14 protein-coding genes are annotated in these 15658 nt (G+C 45.9%); 7 read left to right on the forward strand and 7 right to left on the reverse strand.

What is annotated here, in order from left to right:
• Positions 1 to 2: 2 nt before the first annotated feature.
• Complete coding sequence (locus tag QF117_RS06790) at positions 3 to 1217, reverse strand: O-succinylhomoserine (thiol)-lyase (RefSeq protein ID WP_282388328.1); 1215 nt, start codon at positions 1215 to 1217, stop codon at positions 3 to 5.
• Positions 1218 to 1493: 276 nt separating this feature from the next.
• Here QF117_RS06790 and metJ point away from each other — a divergent pair, with 276 nt between their 5' ends.
• The gene (gene metJ, locus QF117_RS06795) at positions 1494 to 1814 is read left to right on the forward strand and encodes a met regulon transcriptional regulator MetJ (protein WP_017036800.1); all 321 of its coding nucleotides are present in this window, start codon (positions 1494 to 1496) and stop codon (positions 1812 to 1814) included.
• A gap of 238 nt (positions 1815 to 2052) precedes the next feature.
• On the opposite strand, the gene QF117_RS06800 is transcribed toward metJ, so the two are convergent.
• Positions 2053 to 3345: a malic enzyme-like NAD(P)-binding protein gene (locus QF117_RS06800; protein ID WP_282388329.1), complete on the reverse strand. Its 1293-nt coding sequence runs from the start codon at positions 3343 to 3345 to the stop codon at positions 2053 to 2055.
• A 430-nt stretch (positions 3346 to 3775) separates the two neighbouring features.
• Positions 3776 to 3991: a 50S ribosomal protein L31 gene (rpmE, locus tag QF117_RS06805; RefSeq protein ID WP_017036798.1), complete on the reverse strand. Its 216-nt coding sequence runs from the start codon at positions 3989 to 3991 to the stop codon at positions 3776 to 3778.
• A 274-nt stretch (positions 3992 to 4265) separates the two neighbouring features.
• Here rpmE and priA point away from each other — a divergent pair, with 274 nt between their 5' ends.
• The 5 genes from priA (at position 4266) to hslU (ending at position 10626) form a co-directional block, all read left to right on the forward strand.
• A complete protein-coding gene (priA, locus tag QF117_RS06810) occupies positions 4266 to 6467 on the forward strand; it encodes a primosomal protein N' (RefSeq protein ID WP_282388330.1) in 2202 nt (733 codons plus the stop codon).
• A gap of 198 nt (positions 6468 to 6665) precedes the next feature.
• Positions 6666 to 7697 (forward strand): DNA-binding transcriptional regulator CytR, encoded by a 1032-nt coding sequence (gene cytR, locus QF117_RS06815; RefSeq protein ID WP_282389434.1) that lies wholly within the window; start codon positions 6666 to 6668, stop codon positions 7695 to 7697.
• Positions 7698 to 7818: 121 nt separating this feature from the next.
• Complete coding sequence (locus tag QF117_RS06820) at positions 7819 to 8370, forward strand: SPOR domain-containing protein (RefSeq protein WP_282388331.1); 552 nt, start codon at positions 7819 to 7821, stop codon at positions 8368 to 8370.
• Positions 8371 to 8664: 294 nt separating this feature from the next.
• Positions 8665 to 9207 (forward strand): ATP-dependent protease subunit HslV, encoded by a 543-nt coding sequence (hslV, locus tag QF117_RS06825; RefSeq protein ID WP_017036794.1) that lies wholly within the window; start codon positions 8665 to 8667, stop codon positions 9205 to 9207.
• Positions 9208 to 9291: 84 nt separating this feature from the next.
• The gene (gene hslU, locus QF117_RS06830; protein ID WP_282388332.1) at positions 9292 to 10626 is read left to right on the forward strand and encodes an HslU--HslV peptidase ATPase subunit; all 1335 of its coding nucleotides are present in this window, start codon (positions 9292 to 9294) and stop codon (positions 10624 to 10626) included.
• Between the two features lie 105 nt (positions 10627 to 10731).
• Here the strand turns inward: hslU and frdD are convergent, their stop codons facing one another.
• Genes frdD through frdA form a run of 4 tightly spaced genes read right to left on the reverse strand, consistent with a single transcriptional unit; the run spans position 10732 to position 14078 of the window.
• A complete protein-coding gene (gene frdD / locus QF117_RS06835) occupies positions 10732 to 11109 on the reverse strand; it encodes a fumarate reductase subunit FrdD (RefSeq protein WP_282389435.1) in 378 nt (125 codons plus the stop codon).
• A 13-nt stretch (positions 11110 to 11122) separates the two neighbouring features.
• Positions 11123 to 11506 carry a fumarate reductase subunit FrdC gene (frdC, locus tag QF117_RS06840; protein WP_282388333.1) on the reverse strand — a complete coding sequence of 128 codons (384 nt, stop codon included), beginning with the start codon at positions 11504 to 11506 and terminating at the stop codon, positions 11123 to 11125.
• Positions 11507 to 11508: 2 nt separating this feature from the next.
• The gene (locus QF117_RS06845) at positions 11509 to 12267 is read right to left on the reverse strand and encodes a succinate dehydrogenase/fumarate reductase iron-sulfur subunit (RefSeq protein WP_282388334.1); all 759 of its coding nucleotides are present in this window, start codon (positions 12265 to 12267) and stop codon (positions 11509 to 11511) included.
• Positions 12267 to 14078 (reverse strand): fumarate reductase (quinol) flavoprotein subunit, encoded by a 1812-nt coding sequence (frdA, locus tag QF117_RS06850; protein WP_282388335.1) that lies wholly within the window; start codon positions 14076 to 14078, stop codon positions 12267 to 12269. Before frdA ends, QF117_RS06845 begins: the two co-directional genes overlap by 1 nt.
• Positions 14079 to 14459: 381 nt before the next feature.
• Between frdA and epmA the strand changes: the two genes are divergently transcribed.
• Positions 14460 to 15434 carry an elongation factor P--(R)-beta-lysine ligase gene (gene epmA, locus QF117_RS06855; protein ID WP_282388336.1) on the forward strand — a complete coding sequence of 325 codons (975 nt, stop codon included), beginning with the start codon at positions 14460 to 14462 and terminating at the stop codon, positions 15432 to 15434.
• Positions 15435 to 15658: the final 224 nt, after the last annotated feature.

The following is a 15658-nucleotide window of genomic DNA, read 5'->3' on the forward strand; positions in this document are numbered from 1 at the left end:
AATTACGCCTCTTTCTCTGAAGGGGGTGTATTTTGAGAATCCGCGGCATCGCCAGTAAAGTCGGCGGCTTTTTGAAAGGCTTGCTTGAGGTCATCGATCAGATCATCGGCATCTTCTAGACCAACCGAGAGGCGAAGAAGTTGCTGAGAAATGCCAGCTTCAGCAAGCGCTGCTTCCCCCATGGCTCTGTGGGTCATGGAGGCGGGGTGACAAATCAAGCTCTCAACACCGCCAAGCGACTCTGCCAGTGAAAACAGTTCGAGTTGTTCAACAAAGAACTTTAATTGCTCAAAGGTTCCGCCAAACTCAAAGCTCAGCATAGAACCAAAGCCTAACTGTTGTTTTTTGGCAATCTCATGGCCCGGGTGGCTTTCTAGGCTCGGGTGATAAATGGTTTTCACTAAAGGTTGACGTTGAAGTTCGACTAAAATGGTTTGCGAGCTTTCTTCGTGCACACGCATGCGCGCGCCCAATGTACGAATGCCGCGTAACGTCATGTAGCTATCAAAAGGCGTACCTGTAGCGCCAATGCAGTTGCCCCACCATCCGAGTTCTTCCGCATGCTCTTCGGTTTTGGTGATCACAACGCCACCAATCACATCGGAGTGACCATTGATGTATTTGGTGGTTGAGTGAATAACAAAGTCAGCGCCAAGCTCTAAAGGCTTTTGGAACACCGGAGTTAAAAAGGTATTGTCGACCGCGACTAATGCCCCGACTTGTTTGGCTTTTTGGCATGTTTTCTCAATGTCGACCACACGTACTAAAGGATTTGATGGGGTTTCAATCAGAATCAGTTTTGGTTTTTTAGCAATGGCCGCGTCAAAGGCTTTGGTATCCGATTGATCAACAAATTCCACCTTGAAGTCACCTTTAAGGCTTCGCGTATTAAACAGGCGGTAAGTGCCACCATAGCAATCGTGTGGAGCAACGATAAGATCATCTGGCCCCAAAAATGTTGATACCCAAAGGTTAAGTGCAGACGTTCCACAGTTTGTGACCACCGCGCCTTTTCCTGATTCTAGCTCAAACAAGGCGGTTTCAAGCAACCCGCGATTTGGGTTTCCAGAACGTGTGTAATCGTATTTAGGCACTTCGCCAAATGCAGGGAAGCCGTAATTGGTTGAGAGATAAATAGGTGGCACCACAGCGTGATGTTGCGTATCTGACTCGATTCCCGTACGAACTGCGATTGTTGCTGGTTTGCGGGTGCTCATAAATCCTTCCTTTGTGTATGGCTATGCTTTTTGACGCTGCTATAATGACTCTTAAAGGGCAATACGGCTATACCTAGTTAGTTAGATGGATAGACCTAGGTATATGGATAGTTTCAGGTTGCTATAAGTTATTCCCTTCCTTATTTTTGACACTTTACTTATCAAAAATGAAGACGTCAACACTTCTAGACGTCTATATGTCTTTGCTTATAGACTTAAATCCGGCTAAAATTGCCCCTCAACTTAAATACCCTATGATAATAACGAAGGTGCGCAATGGCAGATTGGAATGGTGAATACATTAGTCCATACGCGGAACACGGCAAAAAAAGCGAACAAGTAAAGAAAATCACAGTATCGATTCCGCTAAAAGTACTGAAGGTATTGACCGATGAACGTACGCGTCGTCAGATAAATAACCTACGCCATGCGACCAACAGTGAATTACTGTGTGAAGCTTTTCTTCATGCTTATACTGGTCAACCGTTACCGACGGATGAAGATTTACGAAAAGATCGCCCAGATGATATTCCGGCAGAAGTGAAAGCACTGATGACGGCAATGGGGATTGAATTTGAAGCCTACGATCAAGAATAAAAAGGGCTCAGCTAGCTATTATTTCATTGGCTAAGCGTTACGCGAATAGTGTCGTTAGCGCAGTTAGGCTATCGCTTGTTGTACCGACATTTTAAAATGGTACAGAAACAAAAAAACCGCAGTGACTTTATAAAAAGGCTGCGGTTTTTTAATGCTTGGAATACCGTTAGCAAAGAGCGTCGATTACGACGCCATATAATTGCCTAGCATCTAGCATCTAGCATCTAGCATCTAGCATCTAGCTTTCTAGCATGTAATTTTCTGGCATGTCGATTCGAGCTACTCCAGATTCAACCGCAGCCACTGCCACCGCTTTTGCTACGCGAGGCAACAAACGTGGATCCATCGGTTTTGGAATGATGTAGCTTGACCCGAACTCAAGGCTATCAACACCTGCGGCTTTTAATACCTCGGCAGGCACGGGCTCTTTAGCCAGTTCTCGGATAGCTTTCACCGCGGCTAATTTCATTGAATCATTGATTTCGCTTGCACGTACATCAAGAGCGCCACGGAAGATGAACGGGAAACACAGAACGTTATTGACCTGATTTGGGTAGTCACTGCGACCAGTACCCATAATGAGGTCGCTACGAACCTCATGGGCAAGTTCAGGTTTGATTTCTGGATCTGGGTTGGAACAGGCGAACACGATCGGCTTATCAGCCATCAGTTTTAGCGCTTCAGGTGGCAGCAAGTTTGGCCCTGATACGCCTAAGAATAAATCAGCACCTTCAATCACATCTTCAAGGGTGCGCTTATCGGTATTGTTGGCAAACAGCTGTTTGTATTCGTTTAAGTCATCACGACGTGTGTGAATCACACCTTTACGGTCAAGCATGTAGATCTTTTCGCGCATGGCACCACACTTGATCAACAGTTCCATACACGCCACCGCTGCTGCGCCCGCACCCAGACAAACAATGGTAGCCTCTTCCAACTTTTTGTCTTGCAGTTCAATTGCATTCAGCATGCCCGCTGCGGTAACAATGGCGGTACCGTGCTGGTCATCGTGGAAAACAGGCACATCACAACGCTCAATCAGGCGACGTTCAATTTCAAAACAATCCGGTGCTTTAATGTCTTCTAAATTGATGCCACCAAAGGTATCGGCAATGTTAGCAACGGTATCGACAAACTCGTCAATGGTGCGGTGTTTCACTTCGATATCAATAGAATCTAAGCCAGCAAAGCGTTTGAACAACAGCGCTTTGCCTTCCATAACCGGTTTTGAGGCGATTGGCCCTAAGTTACCTAAACCCAAAATTGCGGTACCGTTAGAAATGACTGCAACCATGTTTCCTTTCGCGGTGTACTTGTAAACATTGTCTACGTTCTGCGCGATTTCGCGAACAGGCTCTGCAACACCAGGGCTATAAGCCAGTGCCAGATCTTCCGCTGAATTAGCGGGCGTTGTGAGTGCAACGGCAATTTTACCTGGGTTCGGGAATTGATGGTAATCAAGAGCTTGTTGACGGAAGGCTTCTTGTGCAGATAACTCAGCAGAGTTTTCTTGACGGTTGTCATCGGACATAGGGTTAGGTACTCATCGAAAATGTGGCCATAGGGGGAGACCATTCTAGAGTATGTAAGTCAACCTGCCTAGGTCAGAATGCGAGTCATATCATTAATAGTTATGAATGGACTACTGATAAGACCAGATCTGGGCTCACTGAGTTTATTTAAGATAAAGAGGATGAGAGGAGTAAAATAGGAAGACAAGAAGGGAAGTGAATAAGAAGAGGAAAAGCTAGGATGAGAAGAGGAAGACAATAAAGAAAAAGATAGGAAGAGGGGGGGAGTATAGGAAGAAAAGAAGGGAAACGAATAAAGAAAAGGAAAAGCTAGGATGAGAAGAGGAAGACAATAATGAAAAAGATAGGAAGAGGCGATGAGATTAGAACCACAGACACAAAAAAGGACGCCTGAGCGTCCTTTTTCTTAATTAGGTATAGCGCGAGCTATTACTTGCTTGAAAGAGCACCGAAACGCTTGTTGAATTTATCAACACGGCCACCAGTATCAACGATACGTTGCTTACCAGTGTAGAACGGGTGACATTTGTCACATACGTCTAGGTGGATAGTTTCTTTAGTTAGCGTTGAGTTGAACTCAAACGAGTTGCCGCAAGAACAAGTTGCTGTCGCTGCTTTGTATTCTGGGTGGATTCCAGCTTTCATGGGATAACCTCAATTTAGGCCGTGTCGCTATCCGATGCTATGCCGGACACCACACGTAGTTAATAAAACAGTATGGATAACACTCTCTTCCTGGCGGGTCGTGATGACCAATGCCCTATCAGAAAGCCCTATCACTAAGGCGCAGTATAGTAATGAATACTTGCGTGAGGATCAACAGGTTTGCTAACTATTTAGCCACTTTTTTAGCTTCCCTCTTTACTAAGCGATCATTTAGACTGTGTTTTCTTGTTGCCGTTAAAAGTTGCCAATCACTATGCGCCCATCCATCGCTCGAGTTGCTCTGCCTGTTCCTCTGGATAAGCAATTTGATTATCTCATTCCAAATCATCTATTTCCGGTGATTGGTGGGCGAGTCAGTGTGCCTTTTGGCCCTCGAAGTCAGATCGGGATCGTGACGGCGATGGTGAGTGAATCTGAGTTTGAAATATCGAAGCTTAAACCCATTTACAAAGTGTTGGATTCAGAACCTGTCTGGCCAGAAAAACTGTATGGTTTACTTCATTGGTGCAGTCAGTTCTACCAATACCCGCTTGGCGATACCTTTGCAAACGCCTTGCCCAGCGCTCTTAAAAAAGGCAAACCAGCCGACTTTACGGCCCAAGTAGAATGGCAGTTAACCCCAGCAGGTAAAGATCAGTTGATGCAGGGATTTGGTCGAGCCGTAAAGCAAGCCACGGTAATGAAGATGCTCGAGCATGGGCCGTTATCTCATCAGTCCTTTATTGACCAAGATATTACCAGCAGTGTTTTAAAAACGCTGCAAGATAAGGGATGGATCGAGAGCCACGAGATCAAACCCAAACAGAAGCCATGGCCGCGAGACGTAGAAGCGAACGTTGATAAGCCCAAACTCAACGAAGAGCAGGCGATAGCGATTGCAACGGTGAACAACAATCCGGGTTTTGGCTGTTATTTACTGGAAGGCGTGACGGGTTCGGGTAAAACCGAGGTTTATCTGAACATGATCAAACCAGTCCTAGAGAAAAAACGCCAGGCACTTGTGTTGGTGCCTGAAATCGGGCTGACGCCACAGACCATTAATCGTTTTAAAAAGCGATTTAATGTCCCAGTGGCGGTGATGCACTCTGGACTCAATGACACTGAGCGACTCAATGCCTGGTTATCCGCGCGTGATAATATCGCGGGCATCATTATTGGCACTCGTTCTGCGCTGCTCACCCCCTTTGCTGATCTCGGCATTATCATTGTGGATGAAGAGCATGACGGATCTTATAAGCAGCAAGACTCGTTAAGATACCATGCTCGTGATGTTGCGGTAATGCGAGCTAATAAAGAACAAATACCCATCATACTGGGTTCTGCGACTCCTGCATTTGAAACACTGCACAATGCTCAAACTGGCAAGTACCACCACTTAACACTCACCCAAAGAGCCGGTGTCGCTAAGCCTGCTACGCACAGCGTGTTAGATATTAAAGGGTTGTATCTCGAAGGTGGATTGTCAGCGCCATTGATCGCTCAAATGAGACGCCACTTGAACGCGGGCAACCAGGTGATGCTGTTTCTCAATCGTCGTGGATTCTCTCCGGCTTTAATGTGCCATGAATGTGGCTGGATTGCAGAGTGTCAACGTTGTGATGCTTATTACACCTTCCATCAACATAGCCGAGAAGTGCGTTGCCACCATTGCGGATCTCAGCAAGCGGTGATTCATCAATGCCATGGATGTGGTTCAACCAACTTAGTGACCGTTGGTGTCGGGACCGAGCAGTTAGAAAGCCAGCTCCTGGAATTGTTTCCCGAATTCAAAACCGTACGAATCGATCGAGACAGCACACGCCGAAAAGGCAGTTTAGAGAGCGCATTGGAATCCATTCGTCGTGGTGAGTATCAAATCTTAATTGGCACGCAGATGCTGGCCAAAGGGCATCACTTTCCGGATGTGACCTTAGTGGCGCTATTGGATGTGGATGGATCTTTGTACAGCAGCGATTTTCGAGCATCGGAACGGCTGGCTCAGTTATTCATTCAGGTTGCCGGGCGTGCTGGAAGAGCAAGTAAGCCCGGTGAAGTGATCTTACAAAGCCATCACCCCGAGCACGCATTACTGCAAGCTTTACTCCATCAAAGCTATGGGCACTTCGCGAAAACCGCGCTTCAAGAGCGCAAGTTGGCGCAACTTCCTCCCTACAGTTATTTAACCCTATTTAGAGCGGAAGCGAATGATAATCAGCTTGTCGAAGACTTTCTTCGTCAAGTTCGTCATACACTCGAAGCGCATCCTCTGTTTGATGAATACTGCATGGTTCTTGGCCCGGTGCCAGCACCACTGGCTAAAAGAGCAGGGAAGTATCGTTGGCAATTGTTATTACAAACGGAAGCGCGTTCGTTAATGCAGAAGCTTCTGATGAGCGCCAAACCTGCGATAAACCTGTTACCTATCGCGAAAAAAGTCCGTTGGTCGATTGATATCGAACCGCAAGATCTCAGTTAAACCGAAGGTATGTGAGCGAATCTGGATAAAGTACAAACAAGGGATTTGTGAGCGACTTCACGCTAGTTGTGCAAAATGTGTTAATCTCACCGTAACTTTATGTTTAGAAATGAATAAACTATCAGAACATAGAAAAACAAGAGTGAACGACAGTTCGCCAGATTAACTTTAATAATACGCAATGCAGCGTGGCTGTAAATAAAGGAAGAGAGGGTTAAAAATATGGCGACAATGAAGGATGTTGCCCAGCTTGCGGGAGTCTCAACGGCTACTGTGTCCAGAGCTCTGATGAATCCAGAGAAAGTATCGTCGAGCACACGTAAGCGTGTTGAAGATGCTGTATTGGAAGCTGGCTATTCACCAAACTCGTTGGCGCGAAACCTGCGTCGAAATGAATCTAAAACCATTGTCACTATCGTCCCTGATATTTGCGATCCTTATTTCTCTGAAATTATTCGTGGTATTGAAGATGCAGCAATGGAGCATGGTTACCTTGTTTTACTCGGTGACAGCTCACAGCAAAAAAAGCGCGAAGCCTCTTTTGTTAATCTGGTTTTCACTAAGCAAGCGGATGGTATGTTGCTACTTGGCAGCGATCTTCCCTTTGACGTGAGCAAAGCCGAGCAAAAAAATCTACCGCCAATGGTGATGGCTTGTGAATTTGCTCCAGAACTTGAATTACCTACGGTGCATATCGATAACCTGACATCGGCATTTGAAGCGGTGAACTATTTGACACAAATGGGTCATAAACGTGTTGCTCAAATCTCAGGGCCTCAACATGCGGTGCTTTGCCAGTTCCGTCAGCAAGGTTACCAACAGGCATTGAGACGCGGTGGCTTGAGCATGAACCCGACTTACACCACCTATGGTGACTTTACTTTTGAAGCCGGTGCAAAAGCAGTAAGAGCCTTATTATCACTTCCTGAGCCACCAACGGCGATTTTCTGTCACAGCGATGTCATGGCGATTGGTGCGATTCAAGAAGCGAAAAAACTGGGGTTACGCGTTCCGCAAGATCTATCGGTGGTTGGCTTTGATGATATTCAATTCTCAGAGTACTGTGATCCACCATTAACGACGATCTCTCAGCCTCGTTATGAAATCGGTCGTCAAGCGATGCTCATGATGCTTGAGTTATTGAGAGGGCACGATGTACGAGCCGGATCGCGTCTTTTAGAAACGCATTTGGTGGTTAGGGAAAGCGCTGCGCCACCAAGACTGGTGTAATTCTTTGGCTAAATCCCCTGACTGGCAGCGCATTTTGGTGCGCTGCTTCCATTTCTACCCTGTTATCCCCACTGAATCTGAATTAACATACCTACTGACTTTTCAATGTTGATAGACCATCGTGGCAAATAAAGATTATGTAAAGCGCGGGCGAGGAACCAAAAAATCGCCTAGTAAAAAAGCGTCGAATAAGCATTCACCAAGGCGAAAACCTTGGCGAAGTGGGCTCATTGCCCTTATTTTATTGGGTGCTTTTAGTTACGGGCTGTATACGTTAAGTAACGATCCTGAGCCACCGACACCTGCTGCGAAGCCCGTTGCGAAGCCAAAACCCAAACCTGCGACCGTATTGCCTAAGCCCCCAGAAGAAAAATGGGACTACGTTGAGTCCTTACCAAACCGAGAGGTAGAGGTTCAGGCGAAAGAGCAGGTTATCTCTGACATCCCTTACATTATGCAGTGTGGCGCGTTTAAGTTGTCGCAACAAGCAGAAGAACGAAAAGCCAACATCGCCTTTCAAGGCATTCAAAGTGAAGTCAGAAAAAAAGAAGGCAGCAGTTGGTATCGTGTTGTTTTAGGGCCGTATACGCTAAAGCGTGATGCCGAGCGAGATAGGCATAAATTGCAACGTGCTAAAATTGAGCCATGTGCGATTTGGAAAGAATCACAGTAGACATGGAATGTCTTAGCACCACTTTTATCAAAAAGGTTATTCAAAGGAATAACCTTTTTTTGTTTTTAGCTATTTATAGAAATCAGCCAGAGACGCTATTCACAAAAATGACTCCAGTTATGTCACTTTTCATGATTTATCACTAACCTATTTTTGATTTATCACTAACATAAGTAATAACGGTGTCTTGGTGAGTATTTTCGTCAAAGAGTCGCGTCCTTTTGCTCTTGAAATTTCCCTTTTTGACCTCATATCAGTGTTTAACTCCCTAATCTAGAATAAGAGGCCCTACTCGTGACTACCATTGTATCAGTACGTCGAAATAATAAAGTTGTCATCGCGGGAGATGGACAAGTATCGCTAGGCAATACCGTCATGAAAGGTAATGCGAAAAAAGTACGTCGTCTTTATAACAACAAAGTTCTGGCTGGCTTTGCTGGTAGTACAGCCGATGCGTTCACGCTGTTTGAGCGATTTGAAAGTAAACTGCAAATGCATCAAGGGCATCTTACTAAAGCCGCAGTTGAACTGGCAAAAGACTGGCGCAGTGATCGCGCATTAAGAAAGCTAGAAGCTCTATTAGCGGTGGCCGATGAGACCGCATCGCTAATCATTACTGGAAACGGTGATGTGGTTCAGCCAGAAAACGATTTGATCGCCATTGGCTCTGGTGGCAACTTTGCACAAGCCGCTGCGATTGCATTACTTGAAAATACAGAATTAGACGCACTAGAGATTGCACAAAAGTCATTGCAAATTGCGGGTGATATTTGCGTCTTTACTAACCATCATCACACTATTGAAGAACTAGAAATCCCAGCTGAACTGGTCAAATAGACTCAACTATTCGTCTGTGTTAAAGCCCGTTTTAGTCTGTAAAAAATAAAAGATAGTCAGTGATACTGCTTTAAGGAAATTATTATGTCTGATATGACCCCTCGTGAAATTGTTCATGAACTTAACCGCCACATCATTGGTCAAGACCAAGCAAAACGTTCAGTGGCGATAGCCCTGCGTAACCGCTGGCGTAGAATGCAACTTGAAGAAGGCTTGCGTGCTGAAGTCACGCCGAAAAACATTTTGATGATTGGTCCAACGGGGGTGGGTAAAACTGAAATTGCTCGCCGTCTTGCTAAACTGGCTAACGCGCCTTTCATTAAAGTTGAAGCGACTAAGTTTACGGAAGTGGGTTACGTTGGTAAGGAAGTGGAAACCATCATCCGCGACCTAACCGATGTTGCGATTAAAATGACCCATCAGCAAGCGATGGAGAAAGTAAAATACCGCGCTGAAGAGCAGGCTGAAGAGCGTGTCTTAGATGCACTATTACCGCCTGCCCGTGATGCATGGGGTCAAAATGAGCAAGTTGAAGAGTCATCGTCGAATACGCGTCAAATCTTCCGTAAGAAATTACGCGAAGGTAAGTTAGATGATAAAGAGATCGAAATCGATGTTGCCGCACCACAGATGGGGGTTGAGATCATGGCGCCTCCAGGCATGGAAGAGATGACCAACCAGCTTCAAGGTATGTTCCAAAACTTGGCGGGAGATACTAAGAAAAAGCGTAAGATGAAAATTAAAGATGCTTTTAAAGCCCTGACTGAAGAAGAAGCCGCCAAGCTTGTGAATCCGGAAGAGTTAAAAGAGAGTTCAATCTTTAATGTCGAAAACAATGGTATCGTGTTTATCGATGAAATCGACAAGATTTGTAAGCGTGGTGAAAGCTCAGGCCCTGATGTTTCTCGTGAAGGGGTTCAGCGTGACTTACTGCCGCTCATTGAAGGCAGTACGGTATCGACGAAGCACGGCATGGTGAAAACCGACCATATTTTGTTTGTGACCTCTGGCGCATTCCAAGTGTCGAAGCCTTCGGATCTGATTCCTGAGTTGCAAGGTCGCTTGCCAATTCGAGTAGAGCTCGAAGCGTTATCAAGCAACGACTTTAAGCGTATTTTAACCGAACCGAAAGCCTCGCTGACTGAGCAATACATCGCACTGATGAAAACGGAAGAAGTGGACATCGACTTTACGGAAGATGGTATCACTCAGATCGCTGAAGCCGCATGGCACGTCAATGAAACCACGGAAAATATTGGTGCTCGTCGTCTGCATACGGTGATGGAACGCTTAATGGATGAGATTTCATTTGAAGCCACAGACAAAGCCGGAACAAGTTTAACCATTGATGCCGAGTACGTGAAGAACTGCCTGGGTGAATTGGTTGAAAACGAAGATTTAAGCCGCTTCATTCTTTAATCACGTTATTTGAATAGAAAGAACATGAACAGAAAGAAAAAGGGTTGGCATTATGCCAACCCTTTTTTTACTTACATCATGGTTATTTACTGCAACTGGTTTACTCTAAATCATTAAGACAAAGATAACCGATAGAGCACTGATCAAACCAGCAAAGGCGTAACAACCAACTTTGCCCGCAACGCCTGCGTGTATTTTTAGGTCATGCATACCATGATGTAGACGGTGCATGGCGTGCCACATAGGGAAAGCCAGCGTGCCGATGATAAACAAGGCACCAATAATGCTGGTGGCAAAGTGACTAACACGCTCGTAGCTCAATGCTTCAGCGTCAATGATACCAAGAGGAGCAAGGATACCTAGGACGAGTACGGTAACCGGTGTGATCATGGCAAACCATGTGCCACCTGCGCCAAACAGTCCCCACCAGATAGGCTCATCAGAGCGTTTTGGTGATCTGTCTACTTTATAGTTATTTGTTATCACAATATGCTCCTTACACAACAACGAGAACAATGAGAGAGATAAACGCCACAGCAGCCCATTGCGTTAAAACAATCACTTTCTTATCTACCGTTTTGCCTTTCAAACGAATAGGCATTACTTGCGGCATCATGCCAAAGAAAGTATGGGCATGAAGTAAGCTGCCAGCCAACGCCACAATATTGATGGCGATGACCACAGGATTGGCCATAAATTCGAGCCAACCTTGCCATGCATCAGCCCCTTTGACTAAAGAGGCCAATCCTACTGTTAAAAACAGAGTGAATAGGATAAGCGGCAGTACCGTTGCTTCGCGCAGCATGTAGAAGCGATAAAAGGGATTATTGCTCCACCAGGTGCGTTTCATTTCACGAACGTAAGGTTTACGGTTACTCATCCTTATGCCTCCTCTCTCTGTTTTGAACCGTCAGGCTTTAGCATTGCAATGACAAAATCCATAGAAGATTCAATTTTGCCTTGGTTTACCGCAGCAGCCGGATCCACATTCTTAGGACAAACATCAGAGCAGTAGCCCACAAACGTACAGCCCCAAGCGCCATTGTCACCGTTAATCAGAGCCATACGCTCACTCTTGCCATTGTCACGGCTATCAAGATTGTAACGATGAGCCAAGGTCAGAGCCGCAGGACCGATGAACTCCGGGTTGAGACCAAACTGAGGGCACGCCGCGTAACAAAGACCACAGTTGATGCAGCTTGCAAATTGCTTGTACTTCGCCATTTGCTCTGGGGTTTGAATGTTAGTGCCATCTTCAGGTTTACGGTCGTTACCAATAATGTATGGCTTAATCGCTTCCAGACGTTCGATAAACGAGCTCATATCAACGATCAGATCTTTCTCGATTGGGAAGTTTGCCAAAGGCTCAATCGTTACCCCATCAGGGTAGTCACGTAAGAAGCATTTACAGGCTAGCTTGGGTACGCCATTAACCATGATGCCACATGAACCACAGATCGCCATTCGGCAAGACCAACGGTAAGACAAGTCTTTGTCTAGGTTGTCTTTGATGTAGCCAATGGCATCAAGCACAGACATGGTGTCATCAAAAGGGACTTCAAACGCCTGCATATGAGGTTCAGCATCAGTGGCTGGGTCATAGCGGAGAATATTAATTTTTTGAATTCGATTCGCTGGCATTACTCTTGCTCCTCTGTCTGTTTCGTTTGAGCAGCTTCCTGTGCCGCTGCTTTTTCAGCAGCTTCGCCATATAGACGCGCTTTCGGTTGAGATTTCGTGATTTTGACATCGCGGTAATCGATCTTTGGTGCGGCATCTTCTTGGTAGTAAGCCAGTGAATGCTTCAAGAAGTTCTCATCATCACGCTCTGTACAGCCATCATCTAAACGCTGGTGAGCACCACGAGACTCTTTACGTAAAATAGCCGAGTGAGCCATCGCTTCAGCGACTTCTAACCCGTAACCGACCTCGATAGCGTAAAGAAGATCAGTGTTGAACACTTTGCCTTTATCTTTAATGCCAATCTTCTTGTAACGTGCTTTAAGCTCTGTGATTTTCTCGATGGTGGCTTGCATCAAGTCTTCTTGACGGTAAATACCACAACCCGCTTCCATGGTGTGACCCATTTCAGTACGGATGTCCGCCCAGTTTTCATCGCCCTCTTGGGCTAAGATGCCCGCAATACGATCTTCAACTGCTTTAACTTGTTTCTCGATAGACTCCTCGTTCCAACCTTTGAACTCTTCCGCGCGTTTCACGGCATGCTCACCAGCAACGCGGCCAAAGACGACAAATTCAGCCAGCGAGTTAGAACCTAAACGGTTGGCTCCGTGTAGACCCACAGAGGCACACTCACCGACAGCAAAAAGACCTTTTATTTGAGTCTCACAATTGCCGTTCGTTTCAATACCACCCATGGTGTAGTGAACCGTTGGGCGAATTGGAATTGGCTCTTTAGCAGGATCAACGTTGACGTACGCTTTTGATAGTTCGCAGATAAACGGCAGACGCTCTTGCAGGTACTCTTCCCCTAGGTGGCGAAGGTCAAGGTGTACCACATCACCGAGTGGGTGTTTGATGGTGTTGCCTTTTTGCTGCTCATGCCAAAACGCTTGAGAAACCTTGTCACGAGGACCGAGTTCCATGTATTTGTTTTTCGGCTCGCCAACGGGTGTTTCTGGGCCCATGCCGTAATCTTGCAGATAACGATAGCCGTTTTTGTTCACGATAATACCGCCTTCACCACGACAACCTTCGGTCATCAAGATGCCAGTGCCCGGTAGGCCTGTTGGGTGGTATTGAACGAACTCCATATCACGCAAAGGAACACCATGACGATAGGCCATTGCCATGCCGTCACCGGTGACAATGCCGCCGTTAGTATTACAGTGATAAACACGGCCAGCGCCACCTGTTGCCAGTACCACCGATTTTGCTTTAATGGTGACCAGCTCACCTTCAGCCATATGAATAGCAATAAGGCCTTGAACTTCGCCATCTTCAACGAGAAGATCAACCACAAAGTACTCATCAAAACGTTTGATTTGCTCGTACTTCATTGAGGTTTGAAATAAGGTGTGCAGCATGTGGAAACCGGTTTTATCCGCCGCAAACCAAGTGCGCTCGACTTTCATGCCTCCAAAACGACGAACGTTGATTTCACCGTTTTCTTTTCGACTCCATGGGCAACCCCATTGCTCCATTTGGATCATTTCACGGGTTGCGTTTTTAACAAAGTACTCAACGACATCCTGCTCACATAGCCAGTCACCACCACCAACAGTATCGTTGAAGTGATTATCTAGGCTGTCTTCTTCCTTGACGACGGCTGCTGAACCCCCTTCTGCTGCAACCGTGTGGGAGCGCATAGGGTAAACTTTCGAAATGAGTGCAACTTCTAATTCAGGGTTTGCTTCCGCAGCTGCAATAGCAGTACGAAGACCAGCGCCACCAGCGCCAATGACTGCGATATCTGTGGTGAGTATTTTCACAGTTATCCTCCAGTGAGTAATTGATATTATTGAATACTAGGTAGGCTTGATTCCGCTGCCCTAGAGTCTTTATATTCAGAAATCAAAATAGGGATAAAAAGTGGATTTTTATCCCTTCAATTCCAGACCGCCTTTTTAGCGGCACAACCAGTTTAGAAGAGCAGAATGAGGAATAAATTGATTCAGTCAGGCTTTTTAGTCGGAAATGCAAACAAGAGCATAGTTATTCCATTTTGTGTGATCAATGTCATGAAGATACGGGCAAAAGAGGATAAATAGACAAGACTGTCGCTACTCAAAAGTGTTCCAGTGAGCATTCTAGAGCGTGCGTTTTAAAGGTAGAATGGCGCCATAACCGTTACTCGCTAAATAGAGCTTCTTATGACACGACAAACCTGGCAACCCAGTGCCTCCATTCACCAGCTGAAAAAACGCGCCGCCATACTGGCTAAGATTCGTGAGTTTTTTTATCAGCGGCAAGTGATGGAGGTGGATACGCCAGCAATGAGCCATGCTACGGTCACTGATATTCATCTACATACTTTTCAAACGACCTTTATTGGCCCTGACTACGCGCAAGGTTGCCCGCTCTATTTCATGACCAGTCCAGAATTTCATATGAAGCGTTTATTGGCGGCGGGAAGTGGGTGTATTTACCAAATGAGTAAGGCGTTTCGGAACGAAGAGAATGGCCGCTACCATAACCCAGAATTCACCATGCTTGAGTGGTATCGTGTCGGGTTTGATCATCACCAGTTGATGGATGAAATGGATGAACTTCTCCAGCTAACCTTGGGTTGCGAGTCCGCCAGTCGAATGACCTACCAGCACGCTTTTATGAACGTATTAGGCGTATGCCCGTTAGAAGATTCGATGGATAAGCTTAAACAATCGGCTCGAACGCTTGGGCTAAGCGATATAGCGGATGATGAGCAGGATAGAGATACATTGCTGCAACTTCTGTTTAGCATTGGCGTTGAAAAAGAGATAGGCCAAACTGAACCGGTTTTCGTTTATGACTTTCCAGCATCACAAGCGGCACTGTCAAAAATCAACACGCAAGACAAACGAGTATCCGATCGCTTTGAAGTGTATTTTAAAGGGATTGAGCTGGCGAATGGATTCCATGAGTTGGATGACGCCGATGAGCAATTGGCTAGATTTGAGTCCGATAACCGCAAACGCTTAGACATGGGTTTACCAGAGCAACCCATCGATCACCATTTGGTTGCCGCGTTAAGGGCAGGTTTCCCCGCTTGTTCAGGGGTCGCACTTGGGATCGATCGCCTTATTATGTTAGCGCTGCAATGCAAACACATCGATGAAGTGACCGCGTTTCCATTTCCTAGGGCTTAGATTAGTGAATGTCGATTTTTGAGCGATAAAGAGATGGATCGCGGATAAGTGATGGGAGTGTGGTCATCCACTTTCTGGAGTCTATATCCTCGGTCCGTTGTTAAAAGATAGAACAGAAAAGATAGAGCAGAACGGATGGACTTCACGTCTAGTTGCAATTGAAGCCTATACTCACTAGCCTCTTTGGCGCTTCCTCGCTATACTCCTGACTGAATTTTAAGCCC

This window comes from Vibrio sp. YMD68 (genome assembly GCF_029958905.1).
Lineage (GTDB): Bacteria > Pseudomonadota > Gammaproteobacteria > Enterobacterales > Vibrionaceae > Vibrio.